13 protein-coding genes are annotated in these 18,450 nt (G+C 57.3%); 7 read left to right on the top strand and 6 right to left on the bottom strand.

Annotation, left to right across the window (positions count from 1 at the left end):
* Positions 1 to 4 precede the first annotated feature (4 nt).
* Entirely contained in the window at positions 5 to 1,192 is a 1,188-nt protein-coding gene (locus tag IFT53_RS10465; protein WP_274604077.1) for an AGE family epimerase/isomerase, read from the bottom strand.
* 338 nt (positions 1,193 to 1,530) lie between these two features.
* On the opposite strand from IFT53_RS10465, the gene bcsN reads away from it, so the two are divergent.
* The 5 genes from bcsN (at position 1,531) to IFT53_RS10440 (ending at position 10,386) form a co-directional block, all read left to right on the top strand.
* Entirely contained in the window at positions 1,531 to 2,415 is an 885-nt protein-coding gene (bcsN, locus tag IFT53_RS10460; protein ID WP_192064980.1) for a cellulose biosynthesis protein BcsN, read from the top strand.
* A gap of 111 nt (positions 2,416 to 2,526) precedes the next feature.
* Complete coding sequence (gene bcsA / locus IFT53_RS10455) at positions 2,527 to 4,722, top strand: UDP-forming cellulose synthase catalytic subunit (RefSeq protein ID WP_192064652.1); 2,196 nt, start codon at positions 2,527 to 2,529, stop codon at positions 4,720 to 4,722.
* On the top strand, positions 4,719 to 7,097 hold the full coding sequence (locus tag IFT53_RS10450; RefSeq protein WP_192064651.1) for a cellulose biosynthesis cyclic di-GMP-binding regulatory protein BcsB: 2,379 nt from the start codon (positions 4,719 to 4,721) through the stop codon (positions 7,095 to 7,097). The genes bcsA and IFT53_RS10450 overlap by 4 nt, the downstream gene beginning before the upstream one ends.
* The gene (locus IFT53_RS10445; RefSeq protein ID WP_192064650.1) at positions 7,094 to 8,143 is read left to right on the top strand and encodes a glycosyl hydrolase family 8; all 1,050 of its coding nucleotides are present in this window, start codon (positions 7,094 to 7,096) and stop codon (positions 8,141 to 8,143) included. Before IFT53_RS10450 ends, IFT53_RS10445 begins: the two co-directional genes overlap by 4 nt.
* Positions 8,134 to 10,386 (top strand): cellulose synthase, encoded by a 2,253-nt coding sequence (locus IFT53_RS10440; protein WP_192064649.1) that lies wholly within the window; start codon positions 8,134 to 8,136, stop codon positions 10,384 to 10,386. Before IFT53_RS10445 ends, IFT53_RS10440 begins: the two co-directional genes overlap by 10 nt.
* A gap of 89 nt (positions 10,387 to 10,475) precedes the next feature.
* Here IFT53_RS10440 and IFT53_RS10435 read toward each other — a convergent pair whose 3' ends face one another.
* Entirely contained in the window at positions 10,476 to 11,816 is a 1,341-nt protein-coding gene (locus tag IFT53_RS10435; protein WP_192064648.1) for a dicarboxylate/amino acid:cation symporter, read from the bottom strand.
* A 254-nt stretch (positions 11,817 to 12,070) separates the two neighbouring features.
* Between IFT53_RS10435 and IFT53_RS10430 the strand changes: the two genes are divergently transcribed.
* Together IFT53_RS10430 and IFT53_RS10425 are read left to right on the top strand one after the other, a co-directional pair.
* Entirely contained in the window at positions 12,071 to 13,891 is a 1,821-nt protein-coding gene (locus IFT53_RS10430; RefSeq protein ID WP_192064647.1) for a sensor histidine kinase, read from the top strand.
* Position 13,892: 1 nt separating this feature from the next.
* Positions 13,893 to 15,251 carry a sigma-54-dependent transcriptional regulator gene (locus IFT53_RS10425; protein WP_192064646.1) on the top strand — a complete coding sequence of 453 codons (1,359 nt, stop codon included), beginning with the start codon at positions 13,893 to 13,895 and terminating at the stop codon, positions 15,249 to 15,251.
* A gap of 32 nt (positions 15,252 to 15,283) precedes the next feature.
* Here IFT53_RS10425 and IFT53_RS10420 read toward each other — a convergent pair whose 3' ends face one another.
* From IFT53_RS10420 to IFT53_RS10405, 4 genes are all read right to left on the bottom strand, one after another.
* On the bottom strand, positions 15,284 to 15,763 hold the full coding sequence (locus tag IFT53_RS10420) for a BA14K family protein (protein ID WP_192064645.1): 480 nt from the start codon (positions 15,761 to 15,763) through the stop codon (positions 15,284 to 15,286).
* A gap of 129 nt (positions 15,764 to 15,892) precedes the next feature.
* Positions 15,893 to 16,639 carry an aspartate/glutamate racemase family protein gene (locus IFT53_RS10415; RefSeq protein WP_192064644.1) on the bottom strand — a complete coding sequence of 249 codons (747 nt, stop codon included), beginning with the start codon at positions 16,637 to 16,639 and terminating at the stop codon, positions 15,893 to 15,895.
* 8 nt (positions 16,640 to 16,647) lie between these two features.
* Positions 16,648 to 17,466: an ABC transporter permease gene (locus IFT53_RS10410; RefSeq protein ID WP_192064643.1), complete on the bottom strand. Its 819-nt coding sequence runs from the start codon at positions 17,464 to 17,466 to the stop codon at positions 16,648 to 16,650.
* Between the two features lies 1 nt (position 17,467).
* On the bottom strand, positions 17,468 to 18,379 hold the full coding sequence (locus IFT53_RS10405; RefSeq protein ID WP_192064642.1) for an ABC transporter permease subunit: 912 nt from the start codon (positions 18,377 to 18,379) through the stop codon (positions 17,468 to 17,470).
* Positions 18,380 to 18,450 lie beyond the last annotated feature (71 nt).

Genomic DNA, 18,450 nt, shown 5'->3' with positions numbered 1-18,450 from the left:
TCCATTATCTTGCCATCGATTTCAGCATATCCTCTGCCTCATAGATAGCGCAGACAATGTGATAGAAGGTGCTGGCCGGCGCTGGCTCATCTAGGATCGGCGCATTTTCGGGCCATTTGTCGAACCATAGGCCGGGCACCGGCGTATCGAGAAATGGCTGCAAGGCTCCAATGGCTTTCAGAGCAGAGGCCAGATAACGCTGCCGTTCTTCGCCGTGACTGATTGAGGCAAGTCGCAAAGCGGACTTCAGCCATTCGGTTTGTGGCCACAGACGCGCAAGGGAGTCCTGGACTGTGAAATCATCATAGAGGCTCATGATCGCGACCTTCCGGCGCGCACAAATTCCGTATGTCTCGCCAATCTCGAACATACGTTTTGCCTTGGCTATGGCTTCATCGTGGTTTCGTAGGCTTCCCCAGCGCGTCAGTAGCCATGCCCATTCAAACTGATGGCCGGGCTCCATGATGCGGCCCTTTTCGCCCGGCATGGGGTTCCAGTCATGATCGAAAAACTCTCGCAGACCGCCGGACTTGGCGTCGATGAATTTCTCCATGGCGAGCTTTGCGGTCTCATCTGCCAGCTTGTGCCACTGTCCATCAGGGTCCACCTGTTCCCATGCCAGCATCGCTTCGAAAAAGTGCATGTGTGGGTTGGAGCAGAGCGGCTCTACCGGAGGGTTTGCTTCTTCAAAACCCGCGACTGGATGGGCGTAGTCAGTTTGCAAGACATCGAGCAATGCCAAGGCGCGGGTGCGCATTGCATCTCGTCGGTCTGGAAACGCCATCGCGGTCTGCGAGGCTGCAAAGAGCGCGAAGGCCTGATTGTAGAAATCAAATGTGGGATCGATCAGCTTGCCGGAAGCATCCGCGAGATTGCCATACAGCCCGTTCTCAAGACGATAAACCTTGTCAAACCAGCTTAGGCCTTGGTCAACGGCGATTTGCCAGCTCCCGGTCCAGCCGTTTTGGCCAGCGGCGGCGTAGCAATAGGCCTGGCGCGGCTGCACCCGGGCGCGCCTGTCATCACCCAGCATCGGCGTGCCGTCTTGTCCAATACGTTCATGGAAACCGCCAGATGGTTTGGCCGCCCCGACCTCCCACCATATCGGCAAAGCGCTTTCATCGAGCCAACGTCGTAACCTTTTGACTTCATTTGAAAGCTGGTTGGTTGCGGTCATTGTTTGATCTGCCATTTCACTTCTTTTCAGTTGGATTCTTAGGCGGGTTTGTAAATGCAGTCCAACTCCAACTTATATTTTGCGGGTTGAGTTCCACATTTCTGGGTGCGCGCTGGCGGCGAGAGGCGACCCGTATGGGTAAGATTTAATATTGCTAAATTTTAATGCTCACGTATTCCATGAACATGGTTTGGTCATGGTTGATTCGGTTTATGCGCACCTTCGCCTGCATATGGGGTGCAGCGGGAGCGGCGGTGGGGAAACTCGCCGCCTTTGTCATATTTTCTGGCGTCGCGCTGATGCTTTCGGGATGCAATAACCCCGGCGGCATCCGTTCATCAGGCGCGCCAAAGATGCTGCCACCCGAAGAGGCCCTCATCTTTCCGCCACCCGGTGGTCCTGAAGTCATCAATGTCATCAGCCGTACCTATTCGAATGCGGTTCAGCAGGAGGTTATTCTGCGGTCCGATGCGCGCACGCCGGGCCAGAATTACCTGAAGATCGAACTTTTTGGCCCGCAGCGTGCGGAAGATACGGGCCGGGATGGCCTGTCCAGCGGGGGCTTGCGTGCGTCTTCGATCTCCCGGGAAATCCGCACGGCCTTTCCGGGCGCACAGATCGCGCCTTCGGCTGAATATCTTCAGAACGCCTATGGCGCTTTCTCCTACGCCTCCGGTCGAGGTGCGGGGGATGATGCCTGTCTCTATGCTTGGCAGCACATCCGCTCGCCTGAAGATATGCGGCAGGGCTTCAAGAACCTCGGACGCATCAATGTTACGCTGCGGTTGTGCCAGTCTGGCGTGACGACACGCGATCTCTTATCGGTCATGTATAATTACACGATCACCGGAAGCTATGATGCTGAAGGTTGGAACCCTTACGGAACCGCGCAGAAGCCGCCAGAGGGACTGGGTCGTTCGGGAAATCCGATCTACCCCTTAACTGCCAGTGAATTTCCGATGCAGCCCGGCATGCAGACGCCGGCACCCCGACAGGGTCAGGCCGCACCGCCGATGGTCCGTCGTGTTTCACTGCCAGCCCAGCCAGCGCCCGCGCCAATTCCCGTTGCAGCGGCTGCGCCATCGCGCGTCGTAATACCGTCACCCATGGTCGGGGGAGCCGCCGCCTCGCGGCCCTCAAACGTTTCGTCCACGGTCAATGCCGAAGAGACAAAACGTGTCGTCATTCCATCGCCTGATTGCATGTCGTCAGGGGAGGGGTCGCAAAGATGCAGATAACATATTTAGCGTTGACTTATTTATAATGCGCTATTGTAAAGCGTCGCCGTCAAACTGCGGGCCAGGTCGAGGCATTTTGCCTCGTACCGGTTTGAAAACAGGGGTTTGCAGATGAGCAAGGTTATTTCCGTCATCATCTGGATGTTCGTGTCCGTTTGCGTGCTTGTCATCATCACGCTGCCGGTCAGTTTGCAGGCTCACCTGATTGCAACAGCGATTTCGCTTGTGCTTCTGGCCACGATCAAATCCCTCAATGGCAAAGGCGCATGGCGGCTGATCGGCCTTGGTTTTGGAACCGCCATCGTGCTGCGTTACGTCTACTGGCGAACCACCAGCACACTGCCGCCCATCAACCAGCCGGAAAATTTCATTCCGGGCTTTCTGCTGTATATGGCGGAAATGTACAGCGTGCTCATGCTGGCGCTCAGCCTTGTCATCGTTTCGATGCCTCTGCCATCGCGAAAAACCCGCCCTGGATCACCCGGCTATGTCCCGACGGTCGATATTTTCGTGCCGACCTATAATGAAGATGCCGTGCTTCTGGCCAATACGTTGGCTGCCGCGAAGAATATTGATTATCCGCAAGACAGATTTGTCGTCTGGTTGCTGGACGATGGTGGGAGCGTGCAGAAGCGCAACGCCTCCAATGTTCCTGAAGCGCAAGCCGCAACGCGGCGTCATGAAGAGCTGAAAAAGCTCTGCTCCGATCTGGGTGTCAATTACCTCACCCGTGAGCGCAACGTGCATGCCAAGGCCGGAAATCTGAACAACGGGCTTGATCACTCAACCGGTGAGTTGATCGTCGTTTTCGATGCCGATCACGCCCCTGCGCGAGATTTTCTGCAGGAAACGGTCGGCTATTTCGAAGAAGACGAGCGCCTGTTTCTTGTCCAGACGCCACACTTCTTCCTGAACCCGGATCCGATTGAGCGGAACTTGCGCACCTTTGAAACGATGCCGAGCGAGAACGAAATGTTCTACGGCATCATTCAGCGCGGTCTCGATAAATGGAATGGCGCATTCTTCTGCGGTTCCGCCGCCGTGCTGCGCCGTCAGGCACTGAAGGAAACGGACGGCTTCAGCGGCGTCAGCATTACCGAAGATTGCGAGACGGCGTTGGCACTTCATTCGCGTGGCTGGAACAGTCTCTATGTGGACAAGCCGTTGATTGCCGGTCTCCAGCCTGCGACATTTGCCAGCTTCATCGGCCAACGCAGCCGTTGGGCGCAGGGCATGATGCAGATTCTGATTTTCCGTCAGCCACTGTTTCGCCGTGGGCTCTCGTTTACGCAGCGGCTTTGCTACATGTCGTCCACGCTGTTCTGGCTGTTTCCGTTTCCCCGCACCATCTTTCTGTTTGCGCCGCTGTTCTACCTGTTCTTCGACCTTCAGATTTTTGTCGCATCCGGCGGCGAATTTCTGGCCTATACAGCCGCATACATGCTGGTGAACCTCATGATGCAGAACTTCCTCTTTGGCCGTTTCCGCTGGCCATGGATTTCTGAGCTTTATGAATATGTGCAGACGGTTCATCTGTTGCCTGCTGTCGTCTCGGTCATTTTCAACCCGTCCAAGCCTACCTTCAAGGTCACGGCCAAGGATGAGTCGATCAGCGAAGCCAGATTGTCGGAAATTAGCAGGCCGTTCTTCGTCATCTTCGGTGTGCTGGTCATCGCGATGATTTTCGCGATTTATCGCGTTTATGCAGAGCCCTACAAGGCGGACGTGACCCTCGTTGTGGGCGGGTGGAACCTGCTCAACATCATATTTGCAGGCTGCGCCCTGGGCGTTGTTTCTGAGCGCGGTGAAAAATCCGCGTCTCGCCGCGTTACTGTCAAGCGCCGGTGTGAATTGAAGATTGGCGATAACGATGCGTGGATGGCCGCCACCATTGAAAACGTGTCTGTGAACGGCATGCTGATCCATATTTTCGAAGAAGGCTTGTCCGTCGTCGAAAAGGGTTCGAAAGCGGTCATCCGCGTCAAGCCGCATAGTGATGGCGTGCCGGAAACGATGCCGATTAACATCGTCAGATCGGTTCGCCAAAACGGTTACACATCGGTCGGCAGCACATTTTCACCCCAGCAGGCGGTGGACCATCGCCTGATCGCGGATCTCATTTTTGCCAATTCCGACCAATGGAGCGAGTTGCAAAGCAGCCGCAGAAAGAACCCCGGCCTCATCAAGGGAACGGCGACCTTCCTCGCTATCGCGGTGTTCCAGACGAATCGTGGTCTTTTCTATCTGTTCCGCTCATTCGTGCCGGAGAAAAAGCCAAAGCCGACGGTGGAAAGGGTGAAGACATGATGAAACCCATCCTTCTCGCCGCATTGCTTGCGTCCATCTCAGGCGTGGCCTTAGCGCAGTCCACGCCTTTCGACATGTCTCCTGAAAAGCCGCAGGCTCCAACGCCTTCGCCGGTGACACCGCCAGCGCCTGTTGCGCCGGTTGTGCCTGCGGTGCCAAGACCTGCTGAGGTCACGGCACCAGTGCTTACCCCTGCGAAACCAGCCGCTTTGCCTGCGACAGCTAGCACGGACGAGCGCCGCCGCTATATCTTGCCATTTGCTGAACTCGGACTTTCGGGAGAGATGGACCAGCGCCAGTGGACGCTTTATCTAACGCCGGAGCAGGCAAAAGCCGCTGTTTCCCTCAATATCGGCTATCAGAATGCCATCGTGGTCGCGCCTGAAAGCTCCAACCTCCAGGTTTCCGTTAACAACGTTGCACTCGACCGCAAAAGCGTGTCCTCGCCCGATGGTGAAGGCAATGTTTCGATGCCATTCCCGGCTGGCGCGCTTCAGGCTGGTGCGAACACCATTTCGCTTGGCGTCCAGCAGCGGCATCGCACCGATTGTACTGTGCAATCCACCTATGATCTCTGGACCGATGTCAGCCCGGCTGGAACATACATTGCTTTCAATGGGGATGTGGCCAACCGGTTTGATACTGTCGATGACATTCAAGCGATAGGCGCGGACGCTTCTGGCACGACGACGATCAATATCGTGGCGCCGGGGCTTTCAAACCCTGCCTTTGCTCAACCATTGCTCAAACTGGCTCAGGCCCTTGCCTTGCGCACGCAGATGCCGAACCAGAAATTCACGTTTGATACCAAGGTGCCGCCTGACAGGAAGCCTGGAACGCTGACCGTTCTGGTCGGGACATCGCGCGAGATCGCAACTGCAACGCAGGCAGTTCCGCCAGAAGCGCTTGTCGGCCCTTTCTCCGGTTTTGAGAACGATATCGTTAAAGGCACGTCGGCTTTGGTGGTCAGTGGCCCGACACCGCAGGCGCTGGCGCAGGCAATCGATACGCTGTCGGCAGCTGTTGAACGCCCGGTGGGTTCGGGGCGCTCTACCCTTTCGACAAGATCCTGGCACACGCCGGATGCACCGCTGGTCATGTCTGATCGGCGCATTGCCCTCTCTACCCTCGGCGTTAGAAGCAGCGAGTTTTCCGGCAGGCGCTTCAGAACGGACTTTACCGTCGGCACGCCGGCCGATTTCTACGCCTCGGCTTATGGTGAGGCCACGCTGCTTCTGGATGCTGCCTATTCAAACGAAATTCTTCCCGGCAGCCACATTGATGTCTACGTAAACGGCAACATCGCCTCAACGGTGCCGATTTCAAATCGCGGTGGCGGCATTTTCCGGCATCTGCCAATCAATGTCACCTTGCGCCACTTCGTGCCCGGCGTGAACACTGTGGCCATCGAGGCCATCCTTGTCACGGACGCGGACGCAGCCTGCCTTCCCGGTGCGCCAGCAGCCCAGACCCCGCGCTTTGCCCTGTTCGATACGACAGAGTTTCACATGCCCAATTTCGCGCTGATTGGCAGGGCGCCTGATCTTGCGGCGACGAATGGCGTGGGCCAGCCTTACCGGGCCAATGCCCAGCCCGTGGCCGTTTGGCTGGAGCGGGTGGACACCGACACCATGTCTGCCGCTGCGACACTTCTCAGCCGACTTGCCATAGCGGGCGGCCATCCCGTCAATGTCGAAATGGTGGCAACCCCTGCCGCAGTTGGTGAAAGAAACGCACTGTTTTTTGGAACGTTAGGCCAGATGCCGCAGGCGCTGGTCAGCCAGCTTGATCTTGCATCCGCCAGTCAGGTGGCGTGGAAGGAAAATGAAGGAGCGACACGTCCAGCCCAGACCGATCAGCTTTTTGACGACTGGCGGGAGCGGGTGGATGGTGGACTGTGGCAAGGGCAGGTATCCTCATTCGAGGAGTGGATGAAGCGGAATTTCGATATCAGTTCCGATACATTGCGTTTTCTCCCCGGTGCAGAGCAGATATATACACCGCCTGCCAACGTAACTTTCATGCTGGCGCAGGGTTTGAGCCCGGGCGGTCAAGGCGTGTGGACAATGGCCACAGCACCGACCGCATCAGATCTGCGCACCGGCATGGCGGCGATGACGGAACAGAAACGCTGGACCACGCTCGCCGGACGCGTTGCCACCTATGATGCAGCGGCTGACAAGGTGGAAACGATCGCTGCCGAACAGCCAAGCTTCATCGTCACACGGTCCTTCAGCTTCTGGAACTGGCGCCTGATTGCGGCCAATTGGCTGTCTTCGAATACCCTGTCTTATTCTCTTGTGTTTATCGGATTTCTAACGCTGCTCGGCTTTGTCACATACCTGATGCTGCGCGGTATGGGGCGTCACAAATGAAACATCGCGTCGCGCCTTGGCTCCAAACTCTTGCACTGTTCGTCATGATGCTCTTTCCCGCTCACGCAGCTGCCGCCTCGATCACTCAAGCCGATTGGAGCGCTTATAAGACCGCATTTCTGGATCCGGCGGGCCGCATCGTGGATACTGGAAACAAGGGCATCAGCCACAGCGAGGGCCAAGGCTATGGCATGTGGCTTGCCGTTCTTGCCGATAGTCCAGCCGATTTTGAGCTGATATGGTCCTTTACCAGAACTGAGCTTCTGGTGCGGGATGACGGCCTTGCCGCATGGAAATGGGACCCCGCGACAGAACCCCATATAGCCGACATCAACAACGCCACAGATGGCGATATTCTGATTGCTTACGCTCTGGCGCTTGCCGCCAAGCAGTGGAACAAGCCGGAATACAGCCAAGCGGCACGGGTGATTGCTCAAACCGTTCTTGCCAAGACGGTTGTTCAGCGGGCCGGGCGCACGATCCTGCTGCCGGGCACGGTCGGATTTGCTGAAGCTGACCGCTCGGATGGCCCGGTCGTCAATCCGTCCTATCTCATTTTCGAAGCCTTTCCCGTCTTGAACGAGGTCGCACCATCGCCTCTTTGGGCTGCGTTGAGCAAGGATGGTCTTGGCGAAATCAAAGCCTATGTCTTTGGCCCCAGAAAGCTTCCCGCCGATTGGGTATCCCTGAAAACCAGACCTCGTCCCGCTGACGGCTTTCCGCAGGAATTCGGCTATAATGCCGTGAGAATACCGCTCTATCTGGTTCGGTCCGGATTGGGGGATGCCGCGCTCAATCAAAGACTGATCGCTTCGACAACGGTGGAGGGCGGAAGCATGGCCACATTCGACCTGCGCACCGGCAACCCCAAGGACGTGCTGTCAGATGCGGGTTACAAGATCATTCCGGCCCTGTTGGCCTGCGTGGCGACTAATGCCCCCATTCCAGAAGAGCTGAGGTCGTTCAAGCCGACACTCTACTATCCATCGACGTTGCATCTCCTCGCATTGTCTTTTGCAACGCAGACGCGTCAGGAATGCCTATGATCGGAAAACCGGTTTACATAGCGGCGGCTGTTTTGGCCATCGGTGCGGGCAGCGCCTATCATTGGCGCGATCAGCTTATGGGAAGCACCGCAACGGTTCAGACCACCGGGTCGATTGGCAGTGATGCTTTTACCAATCGGCAGCTTGGCGAAAAATCGCTGTTGCCCGATGCAATCCGCGTCGCGCAGAATGACACACAGCCTTCTCCGCCAGTCACCGTGCCCTCGCCCGTTGGGGCTGCGGGGCAGATGCTTTCGCAAGCTACCCGCCCGCCAGCACCGCCCGTTGCTTCGCCTGCTTCCTTGGTCAAAGTGGATGAAAGTGCCCTTCGCTATTTTGCAGCGCAGGGGGATAAGGCACGTCTGGAAGCCGAAATCGCGCGTTTGAAAGTGCTTTATCCGGACTGGACGCCACCGGCAGATCCGTTGGCTGTGCCCGAGCAGGGCGATGCGCAACTGGAGACGATGTGGCAGCTCTATGCCAATGGTCGATATGCGGAGGCTCGAAAGGCAATCGCAGACCGTCAGGTCGCAGATCCCGCGTGGCAACCGCCTTCCAATCTGACCGACATGCTGAAACTGGCCGAAGCACGGCAGCGGCTCGTCAATTCTTCGGACCTCAAACAGTATAATGCAGTGGTGGAGACGGCAGCCACCAATCCGCAATTGCTGACCTGTAGCGAAGTCGATGTCTTGTGGCGTCTGGCGGAAGCGTTCGTGCGCACCGATAAACCCGAGCGCGCACGTGACGCTTATAACTACGTGCTGAGCAATTGCGATGGGGCGGCCGAACGGCTTGCCACGGTGCAGAAGGCGTCAACCCTCTTGCCGATTGCCATGATGGATGACCTCCTGTCCAAGGAGAAGCCCAGTGCCGACGGAAAACTCGAGTTTGATCCGATCAAGGATGATCTTGCGCGCCAGTTCGTTGCCAATGCCGGCGAAAACAAGGACATCACCGTACCCACCGCATATCTGCTGAGGATGGAGCGTCTGGCTGAAGGCAGCAAGCTTCCGAGCGATGCCTTGCTCTTGGGCTGGTATAACATACGGCGTGATAAAGCTGCGGACGCGGAAAAGTGGTTTCGTGGTGCTAGAGCGGCGGAAGATTCGGCTGCCGCGTCGCAGGGCCTTGCGCTTTCGCTCATCGCACGTGGTGATCCTCTGGAAGCAGAAGACGTTATGTATGAATGGCGCTCCTCATCCGAGGATGCACGAAAGACCTATCTCGCCGCAGCTGCAAACCTCCTGGCGCTGGATCCGCCGATCGCGCTTGAAGCGGATGTCCTCAAGCGCATCGCCGAAGAAGCTGTTTCGCAAAAAGATCCTGCCACTGCCCAGGAATTTGGCTGGTATTCGAGAGCCTTCAAACAGCCGCAACTGGCCTTGCAGTGGTTCAGTACAGCCTTGGGCTGGAAGGCCGATGATGAGGCTTCCGCCTATGGTCTGGCCTTGACCTATCAGGAACTGAACAATGCGGCGGAGGTGCGTCGGCTTCAGAGCCAATGGGGTGCGCAATCGCAACGCATTCTGGAAATCGGGCGCACCACGCCCGATGGCCGCGAGGTTCCGGCCGTCGTAGAGGTCGCTGGTGCGCGTACCCCTGCCAGCGCCGCCAGCGCCCAGCCAGCGGAAGTGGTCTACCGAACGGCAGCGCCAACGGTTGCAGCACGCCAAGGCCGTGTCGTCACACGCACGCAGACCACGTCCAAATCAGGTCGTTGCTCAACATTCGTGAACCCGGATGGTCTTGCGCCACAACAAGCCTTGCAACAGGGCTGGTGCCTTATGGATGCGAACAGACCGGCAGAAGCGCTGAAAGCATTCGGTTCGGCACTCAGAGGTGGGCAGGAAACCGTTCGAAGCGACGCCGCCTATGGCCAAAGCCTTGCCTATCTGCGCATGGGTCTGACGGATAATGCCGCCGTTTCCGCGACCAGATCCGGCATGGACAAGACGAAGGCAACGGAGCTTCAGGTCGCTATTCTGACTGACCGAGCCTTGGCTGCCTATCAGGGCAAGCAATATGAAAAGGCGCTGATCCTGCTTGATCAACGCGCCCGCTTTGCCACAGAGCGCAGTGATCTGATGGTGATCAGAGGGTATGCCTACCTCAATCTTCAGCGTTATGCGGAAGCCATTCAGGTGTTCGAGGGGCCTGCATCGACCGGCCACCGCGATGCTGTACGAGGGCTTGCAGCAGCGCGGGATGCGCGGCCGAGCCGTGGCCCAAGCGGCGGGTAATCCGTCTCTCGAATTTCAGAAGGTCTCACGTAAAGAAAAGGCCCGCGCCGATGAAATCGGGCGGGCCTTTTGTGTGCGGTCTACATGCTTTATTCGGCAGGTTGTGCAATAGCGGCAGGCTCAACTTCGCCTGTTGCGGGAATCTGTTCACCGCTCAGCACCCGGGCAAGCTGGGCCTCGTCAAGTTCTCCTTCCCAGCGCGCCACAACGATCGTTGCCACAGCATTACCGACGAAGTTCGTCAGCGCGCGGCACTCGGACATGAAGCGGTCGATGCCAAGAATGAGCGCCATGCCGGCAACTGGTACCGACGGAACGACCGAGAGCGTCGCTGCCAGCGTGATGAAGCCTGCACCAGTGATGCCAGCCGCACCCTTGGAGCTCAACATTGCCACGAGCAGCAGCAAAATCTGTTGACCCCAAGTCAGTTCAATACCGGTCGCCTGCGCGATGAAGAGAGCAGCCAGCGTCATATAGATGTTGGTGCCATCGAGGTTGAAGGAATAGCCGGTGGGGATGACAAGACCAACGACGGACCGCTTGCAGCCTGCATTTTCCATCTTGCTCATCAGGCCCGGTAGTGCGGCTTCCGAAGATGACGTGCCGAGAACGAGCAGAAGCTCTTCCTTGATATAGCGGATAAGCGCGAAGATCGAGAAACCGTTGTATCGGCAAACGGCACCAAGCACGACGATGACGAAGAAGAGCGACGTGAAGTAGAATGTACCGATCAGCATCGCCAGATTGGTAACGGACGAAATGCCGTATTTGCCGATGGTGAATGCCATGGCACCGAATGCACCGATTGGTGCGGCCTTCATCAGGATCGCGACCAGCTTGAAGATCGGGTACATCAAGGCATGCATGAAATCGACGACAGGCTTGCCACGATCTCCGACGATACCCAGCGAAATACCGAACAGCACGGAGAAGAAGAGAACCTGAAGAATGTCACCTTCCGCGAACGCGCCGACAATGGTTGTCGGAATGATGTTCATGAGGAAGCCGGTGATGGATTGCTCATGCGCCTTGGCGGCATAGGTCGCAACGGCCTTGCCATCCAGCGTGGTCGGATCGATGTTCATGCCAGCGCCCGGCTGAACGACATTGGCCACGATGAGGCCGACGATCAGCGCGAGTGTCGAAAATGTCAGGAAGTAGATCATTGCCTTGCCGGCAACGCGGCCTACTTTCTTCATGTCGTTCATGCCGGCAATGCCGGTGGCAACGGTCAGGAAGATCACAGGGGCGATAATCATCTTCACAAGGCGAATAAAGGCATCGCCCAGTGGCTTCAATTGCTCGCCGAGGGTCGGGTTGAAGTGGCCGAGCGCGATGCCCGCAATAATCGCGACGATAACCTGAAAATAGAGGTGGCGATAAAATGGGAGTTTGACGTGGCTGGATGCCACGGCGGTGCTATCAATCATGTTCTTTCCTCCTCGGTCACAACCCTGCCTGATGGCCTCCCGGGTTTGACGAACTGGCTCGCGGTCAAAGACCGTTTCTAGCTGAGGACAGCAAAGACTGTGCCAAATGCCGACTTAAGAATTAAGCGATTGATTTAGCGATATAAAAAATCTGACGCTGTGATCGGTGTCATGATTTGTGCGTTTATCCGCTCGTGAAATCTTGCATTTTGTGCGGAAATCCACACAATGAAGCCATCTGACTTGAGGTTTCGATGGCCGGTAATCTAGATAGAGTTCGATTTCGTTGGATCGCCTTTGGCGTCATGTGGCTTGTCATTGCCTTTGGCGTGTTTGTTGCTGCCGACAAGTTGGGGAGGGTTCAGGCCACCAAGACCTTGTTGGCCACAGCCAGTACCGATGGCGAGCTGAAATCGGCTCTGCTGAATGTGGCATTGGAGCGCCCGCGTGTTCTTCCTCTCGTCCTTTCGAAGGATCGGGACCTGATCGACGCACTCCAGAACCGTGGTCCTCTTCTGGAGCAACTCAATCGAAAGCTTGAAGGCTTGATTGAAGGTACGCAGGCCTCCGTCATTTACGTGGCAGATATGGATGGTGTCACGATTGCTTCGAGCAACTGGCAAACGCCTGAAAGTTTCGTCGGCTCCAATTATGCATTTCGAGATTACTTCAAGAGAGCGATGGATACGGGGCTGGCCGAGCATTACGCGCTGGGAAATGTCAGCCGCAGGCCGGGTCTCTACATTTCGCGGCGCGTGGATGGGCCGAATGGAAGCCCTCTTGGGGTTGTCATTGCCAAGGTTGAGTTCAATCGCCTTGAGGCAGACTGGAATATCGGTGGCCGCCCGGTCTACATCGTCGATTCAAACGGCGTGGTGCTGATGACCAGCATTCCCGAATGGCGGTTCAAGACGGTGGCACCTGTTGATGATGCGCGCCGTAAGGCAATATCCGAAAGTCTCCAGTTCGGTGATGAGCAACTCTCCCTCATGCCGGTTAAGACATTGTCCAGACCGGGGCCGGAGGTGGCGATGGTGAGTGTTACTTCTCCGGCGGCCCTGGCTGGTGAATATTTGCGGCTGGAACTGCCGGTACCATCAACGGCATGGTCGTTGCATTATCTCCAGCCGATGCAGGCAACGATGAACGGTGCCATTCGTGAAAACCGCATTATCGCTGCGGCAGGGCTCATGCCCGTCTTTGCGTTTTCGGCCATATGGTTTCGGCGCAGACAAAAGGCCGCAGAAGCCCGTGCCGCAGCAGAGCGGGATCGCGCCGAACTGGAACGCCGCGTGCAGGAAAGAACGATTGATCTGACGATGGCGCGGGATCGGCTTCAGGCTGAAATCGTGCGCCATGAACAGACGGCGGAGGAATTGCAGAGCGTTCAGCACGAACTGGTCAAGGCTAACCGCCTTTCCATTCTGGGTCAGGTGGCAGCAGGTGTGGCCCATGAAATCAACCAGCCCGTCGCAACCATCCGCGCCTTTGCCGATAATGCTCGGATATTCCTCCAACGAGGTCGCAAGGCGGAAGCGGACGAGAACCTGGAGAGTATCGCGTCGCTGACGGAGCGGATCGGTGTGATTACCAGCGATCTCAAGATACTGGCGCGAAAAGGCCGCACGGCGGCGGAGCCGGTCAGCATCCGTCTGGTCATCGAAGGTGCCGTCGTTCTGCTGCGCAGTCGTTTCGCCGGGCGCATGGATGCTCTGGACATTCAGTTGCCGGATGAAACTGTGATGGTTTTAGGCAGCCGTATCAGGCTAGAGCAGATCGTCATCAACCTTCTGCAAAACGCACTTGAAGCGGTCGAGGATAAGCCGGATGGCAGCGTTACCGTGCGCACTGAGGATGCGGAGGGAGAGATCGTGTTGAAAATTGCCGATAATGGGCCGGGCATCGCACCTCACATTCTTGGGCAATTGTTCTCGCCATTCAACACCTCAAAGGAGGGTGGCCTTGGGCTTGGCCTCGTTATTTCCCGGGATATTGCGTCAGATTATGGCGGTCGCATCGCTGTCGTCACGGGCGAGACCGGAACCTGTTTCTCTGTATACCTGAAGCGAGCATGATATGACGAACCATGGCACGGTCTACCTTGTGGATGATGACTCGCAACTGCGCAAAGCCATGCGTCAGACGCTGGAGCTGCACGGCATGATGGTCACACCGTTTCCAAAAGCCGAGTTGGCTCTGGAGGCGATATCGCAAGACTTTGACGGGATCGTCGTCACAGATATCCGCATGCCCGGCATGGATGGGTTGCAGTTTTTTGATCACCTGCGCCAGATCGACGCGGATCTGCCGGTCATTCTCATCACAGGCCATGGCGATGTACCCATGGCGGTGGCAGCGCTGCAAAACGGTGCCTACGATTTCATTGCCAAGCCGTTTCCGGCAGAGCGGATGGTGGAAAGCGCGCGCCGCGCTCTCGAAAAGCGCCGACTGGTCATGGAAAATCGGGCGCTGAAACAAGCCGCGCAGCAGGCAGAGGACGACCTGCCGCTGATTGGTCAGACGCCAGCCATGGAGCGCCTGCGCAATACGCTTCGCCACATTGCCGATACGGATGTGGATGTGCTGGTTGCGGGTGAAACCGGCAGCGGCAAGGAAGTTGTCGCCACGGCCCTTCACAATTGGAGCACACGCCGCGCCAAGGGCAATTTCGTTGCGCTCAACTGTGGTGCCTTGCCGGAAACGGTCATCGAAAGCGAGCTTTTCGGCCATGAAGCCGGCGCCTTTACTGGCGCGCAAAAGAAACGCGTTGGCCGTATCGAACATTCCAGCGGTGGAACGCTGTTCCTCGATGAAATCGAAAGCATGCCGCCTGCAGTCCAAGTCAGAATGCTGCGCGTGCTTGAAGGACGGCAGGTCTCGCCGGTTGGTTCCAATGAGGTGCGGTCTGTCGATATTCGCGTGGTGGCTGCTGCCAAGGTCGATCTGGGAAATCCGGAGCAGCGCGGCGATTTTCGTGATGATCTGTATTATCGTCTGAACGTGGTCACGCTGTCCATTCCGCCACTGCGAGAACGCAAAGCCGATATCCCGTTGCTGTTTTCCCACTTCGTCACAAAGGCTTCCAAGCGGTTCGGCATGGCCATGCCCACCATCACATCATCTGTTTCGCGTCACCTCAACGACCATGACTGGCCGGGCAATGTGCGCGAACTCGGCCACTTTGCAGAACGTGTGGTGCTTGGGCTGGAAGATACGGCGGCTCAGACGACGCCTGCTGCGCCTCGGCACACATCAGGCACGCTTTCGGAGCGCATTGACCGGGAAGAGGCCCAGATCATTCGGGAGACGCTTGAAACATTCGAAGGCGATGTGGCGGGCACGATCGGCGCGCTGGGCATCGCGCGCAAGACCTTTTACGACAAGCTGCAGCGGCACAGCATCAACCGCGCCGACTATGTCCGTAAGGGATCATAGCCTGCGCGGCTGCTTTTGTTTAAGTCGAGGCTTCAGCCTGCAACGCAGAAGTGGCTCTGTCCGTCGTAGCCCATATAGGTGCCAGTGCGGGCGTTGAAGCTACCGTAGCGCTGGGAGCAATAGTCAAACCACGCTTCAGACCATGGCTCGATGGTGCGGTAGCGCGGACGTGGCTGGTAAGCCGGGCGCGTGTCGTAAACCGGCTGGGCGCGGTAGACTGGACGCGGCGCTGGCCGCTCATATCTGTAATCAGGTTCGCTATAGGTGTAACGCGGCTGATAGGTCTGGTAGCTGCGCACCGGCGGCTCGTCGTAGACCCGTTCCTCGGAATAACGCGGCTGGGCCAGCGCGGAGCCCACCGCCACACCGGCAGCAAGGCCAAGCATACCGCCAATCAGCGCATCGTCACGGTGGTGGCGACGCCATTCATCGGCAGATGCTGAATTGACAGGGGCAATGACGGCTGCAGAGACTGCGAGAGCCAGAAGAGTTTTAGCTGCAAACGAGGCCATTTTCGTTTTCCATCCAAAGGGCAGAAAAACTGCCAGTTGTTATTCAATGGTTAAGAATTAGCGGCCTGCGGCTGAACCGGCGCTGAACGAATTGTGGCAGTGTAGAGGCGGTGATGGCTGGGCTTTTCCCTAGAGTTTCAGCAGATCAGCGGGAGCAAAACTCTCAAGCATTCCGACGTATGGTTTCGCCACGGGTATCGCATAGGCTCCGTTTTTCGCAGTCCTGAGGCCGAGCGTGATCAGCCCCTCCGCATGTTTGACGGCAGCCGATACGCCATCGACCACCGGCAAGCCAAATTCTGCGGAGAGCTGGGCGGCGAGGTCTGCCATGCCAGCGCAGCCCAGCACAATTGCTTCTGCACGGTCATCGCGGATTGCGGCGCTGATCTCGGACCGCAGACGCTCTAGCGCGTTGGAGGCTGGGTCTTCGAGCGACAGCACGGGAATATCGGCAGCGCGCACCTTGGCACGGCGGCCCATGCCATAGCGTTCGACAAGATGCTCAATTGGCAGCCGCGAACGCTCCATGGTGGTGACCACGGTGAAGCGTTGCGCAATGAAGGATGCGGTCGCAACCGCTGCTTCGCAAATGCCGATGACCGGGATGGAGGCCAGCGCCCTTGCCGCGTCCAGCCCCGTATCGTCAAAACACGCAATGATCGCCGCCTGCGCGCCACCCTTTTCGCCCTTGGCAATCTCCGCCAGCATGCCCGGCACAGCAAAGGCTTCATCGTAATAGCCTTCGATGGAAACCGGTCCCATCAGCGAGGTGACAGCCATGACGTCTGTGCCCGGTGCCGCAACGGCTTTTGCAGCGGCGGCGATGGTCTTGGTCATGGATGCGGTGGTGTTTGGATTGACGATGAGAATGCGCATTTTGTCGATCAGGCTTTCAACTGGCGGCGGTTGAGGTAGACGATGAGACCGAGCGTTGCAGCAATCACCAGGAATGAGAAGAACGTCGTGACAGCACCAAGGGCATAGAGAACCGGCGTCGTAACGTTCGTGGTCATGCCGTAGATTTCCAGAGGCAGGGTGTTGTAGGTGCCAGATGTCATCAAGGTGCGGGCAAATTCGTCATAAGAAAGGGTGAAGCCGAACAGGCCGATGCCGATCAGGCTCGGTGCGATCATCGGCAACACGACCTCGCGGAAGGTCTGCCAGGATGTTGCGCCAAGGTCACGCGCCGCTTCCTCGTAAGAGGGTGAGAAGCGGTTGAAGACGGCCAGCATGATCAGCACACCGAAGGGGAGCGTCCATGTCATATGGGCGCCGAAGGCGGAGGTGTACCATGATGGTTCCAGACCAAGCTGCTGGAACAGAACGCCGATGCCCAGCGATATGATGATGGAGGGCACAACGAGGCTGGCGACGGCCAGATAGAACAACGGCGTTGCGCCGACGAATTTCCGGCGAAAGGCGAGGCCCGCTAGAAGCGACACCAGCACCGTGGCGCTCATGACCATGATGCCTAGCAGCAGAGAGCGGCGGAAGGACCCGCCAAAGTCACCCACCGCCTGTTGCTGGAACAGATTGGCGAACCAGTGCAGCGAGACCCCGTTCAACGGAAAGGTCAGGCCACCATTGGGGCCCTGAAAGGCAAGGATAAGGATCGCTGAGAGCGGGCCATAGAGGAACAGCACGAAGAGGAAGAAAAAGAAGCAGAGCACATAAAACTCACGACCGCGTTTTTCCGAATGCATGTCAAAGCTCCTTCCTGATATCGACGACGCGCAATATTCCGGCCACCATCAGGAGAACGAGGGCGAGGAGAATGACGGCGTTGGCAGCGGCTGCGGGATATTGCAGCAGCGACATCTGGTTCTTCATCATCAGCGCCACGGATGCGCTCTGCCCGCCGGACATAACCTGAACCGTCGAGAAATCTGCCATGACGAGCGTCACGACGAAAATCGTGCCGATGGCGATTCCGGGTTTGGCCAGGGGAATGATGACATTCCAGAGGATTTGCCAGCTTGAGGCACCCGCATCCCGCGCAGCTTCCACCAGCGACTTGTCGATGCGCATCAGCGTGTTGAAAATCGGTGTGACCATGAACAGCGTGTAGAGATGCACCATGGCAAGAACGACCGCGAAATCCGAATAGAGCAGCCATTCCACAGGGGCTGGCACGATGCCCATATTGACCAGCGCGCTGTTGACCAGCCCGTTTCGGCCCAGCACCGGTATCCAGGAAATCATGCGGATGATGTTTGAGGTGAGAAACGGTACGGTACAGACCAGGAATAGCACCATCTGCATGGTCGTGGTGCGAATGTGAAATGCGAGAAAATAGGCGACCCAGAAGCCGCAAAACAGCGTTATGGCCCAGACCATAGCCGCAAATTTCAGCGTGTTGAGGTAGGTCTGCCATGTGACCCAGGAACCGAGCGTTTCACCATAGTTGAAGGTGACAAACCCCGGATACATCTGCGCGAAATCATAATCCCAGAAACTGACGATGGCGATCATCAGAATGGGCAAGGCGAGGAAAAAGCCGAGAATAAGGGCAAGCGGTGCCGCCTGAATATAGGCAACGAGCTTTGGCGCAAGTGCAAAGCTGCGGCTTTTCTTGTTCGCCTTGTCACTGACGCCGATCAATCTTACTGTTACCACGGCCGGTCTCCTCGCTTCTGGTTGCGGGATATGCGGACTTGGATCCGCATATCCCATTGTCGTGAAAACCT

Origin of the sequence: Rhizobium sp. CFBP 13644, assembly GCF_014842165.1 — a bacterium.
GTDB classification, from domain to species: domain Bacteria; phylum Pseudomonadota; class Alphaproteobacteria; order Rhizobiales; family Rhizobiaceae; genus Agrobacterium; species Agrobacterium tumefaciens_C.
Note: the sequence above shows the minus strand (reverse complement) of the source record. Positions and strands in the feature narration are given on the sequence as shown.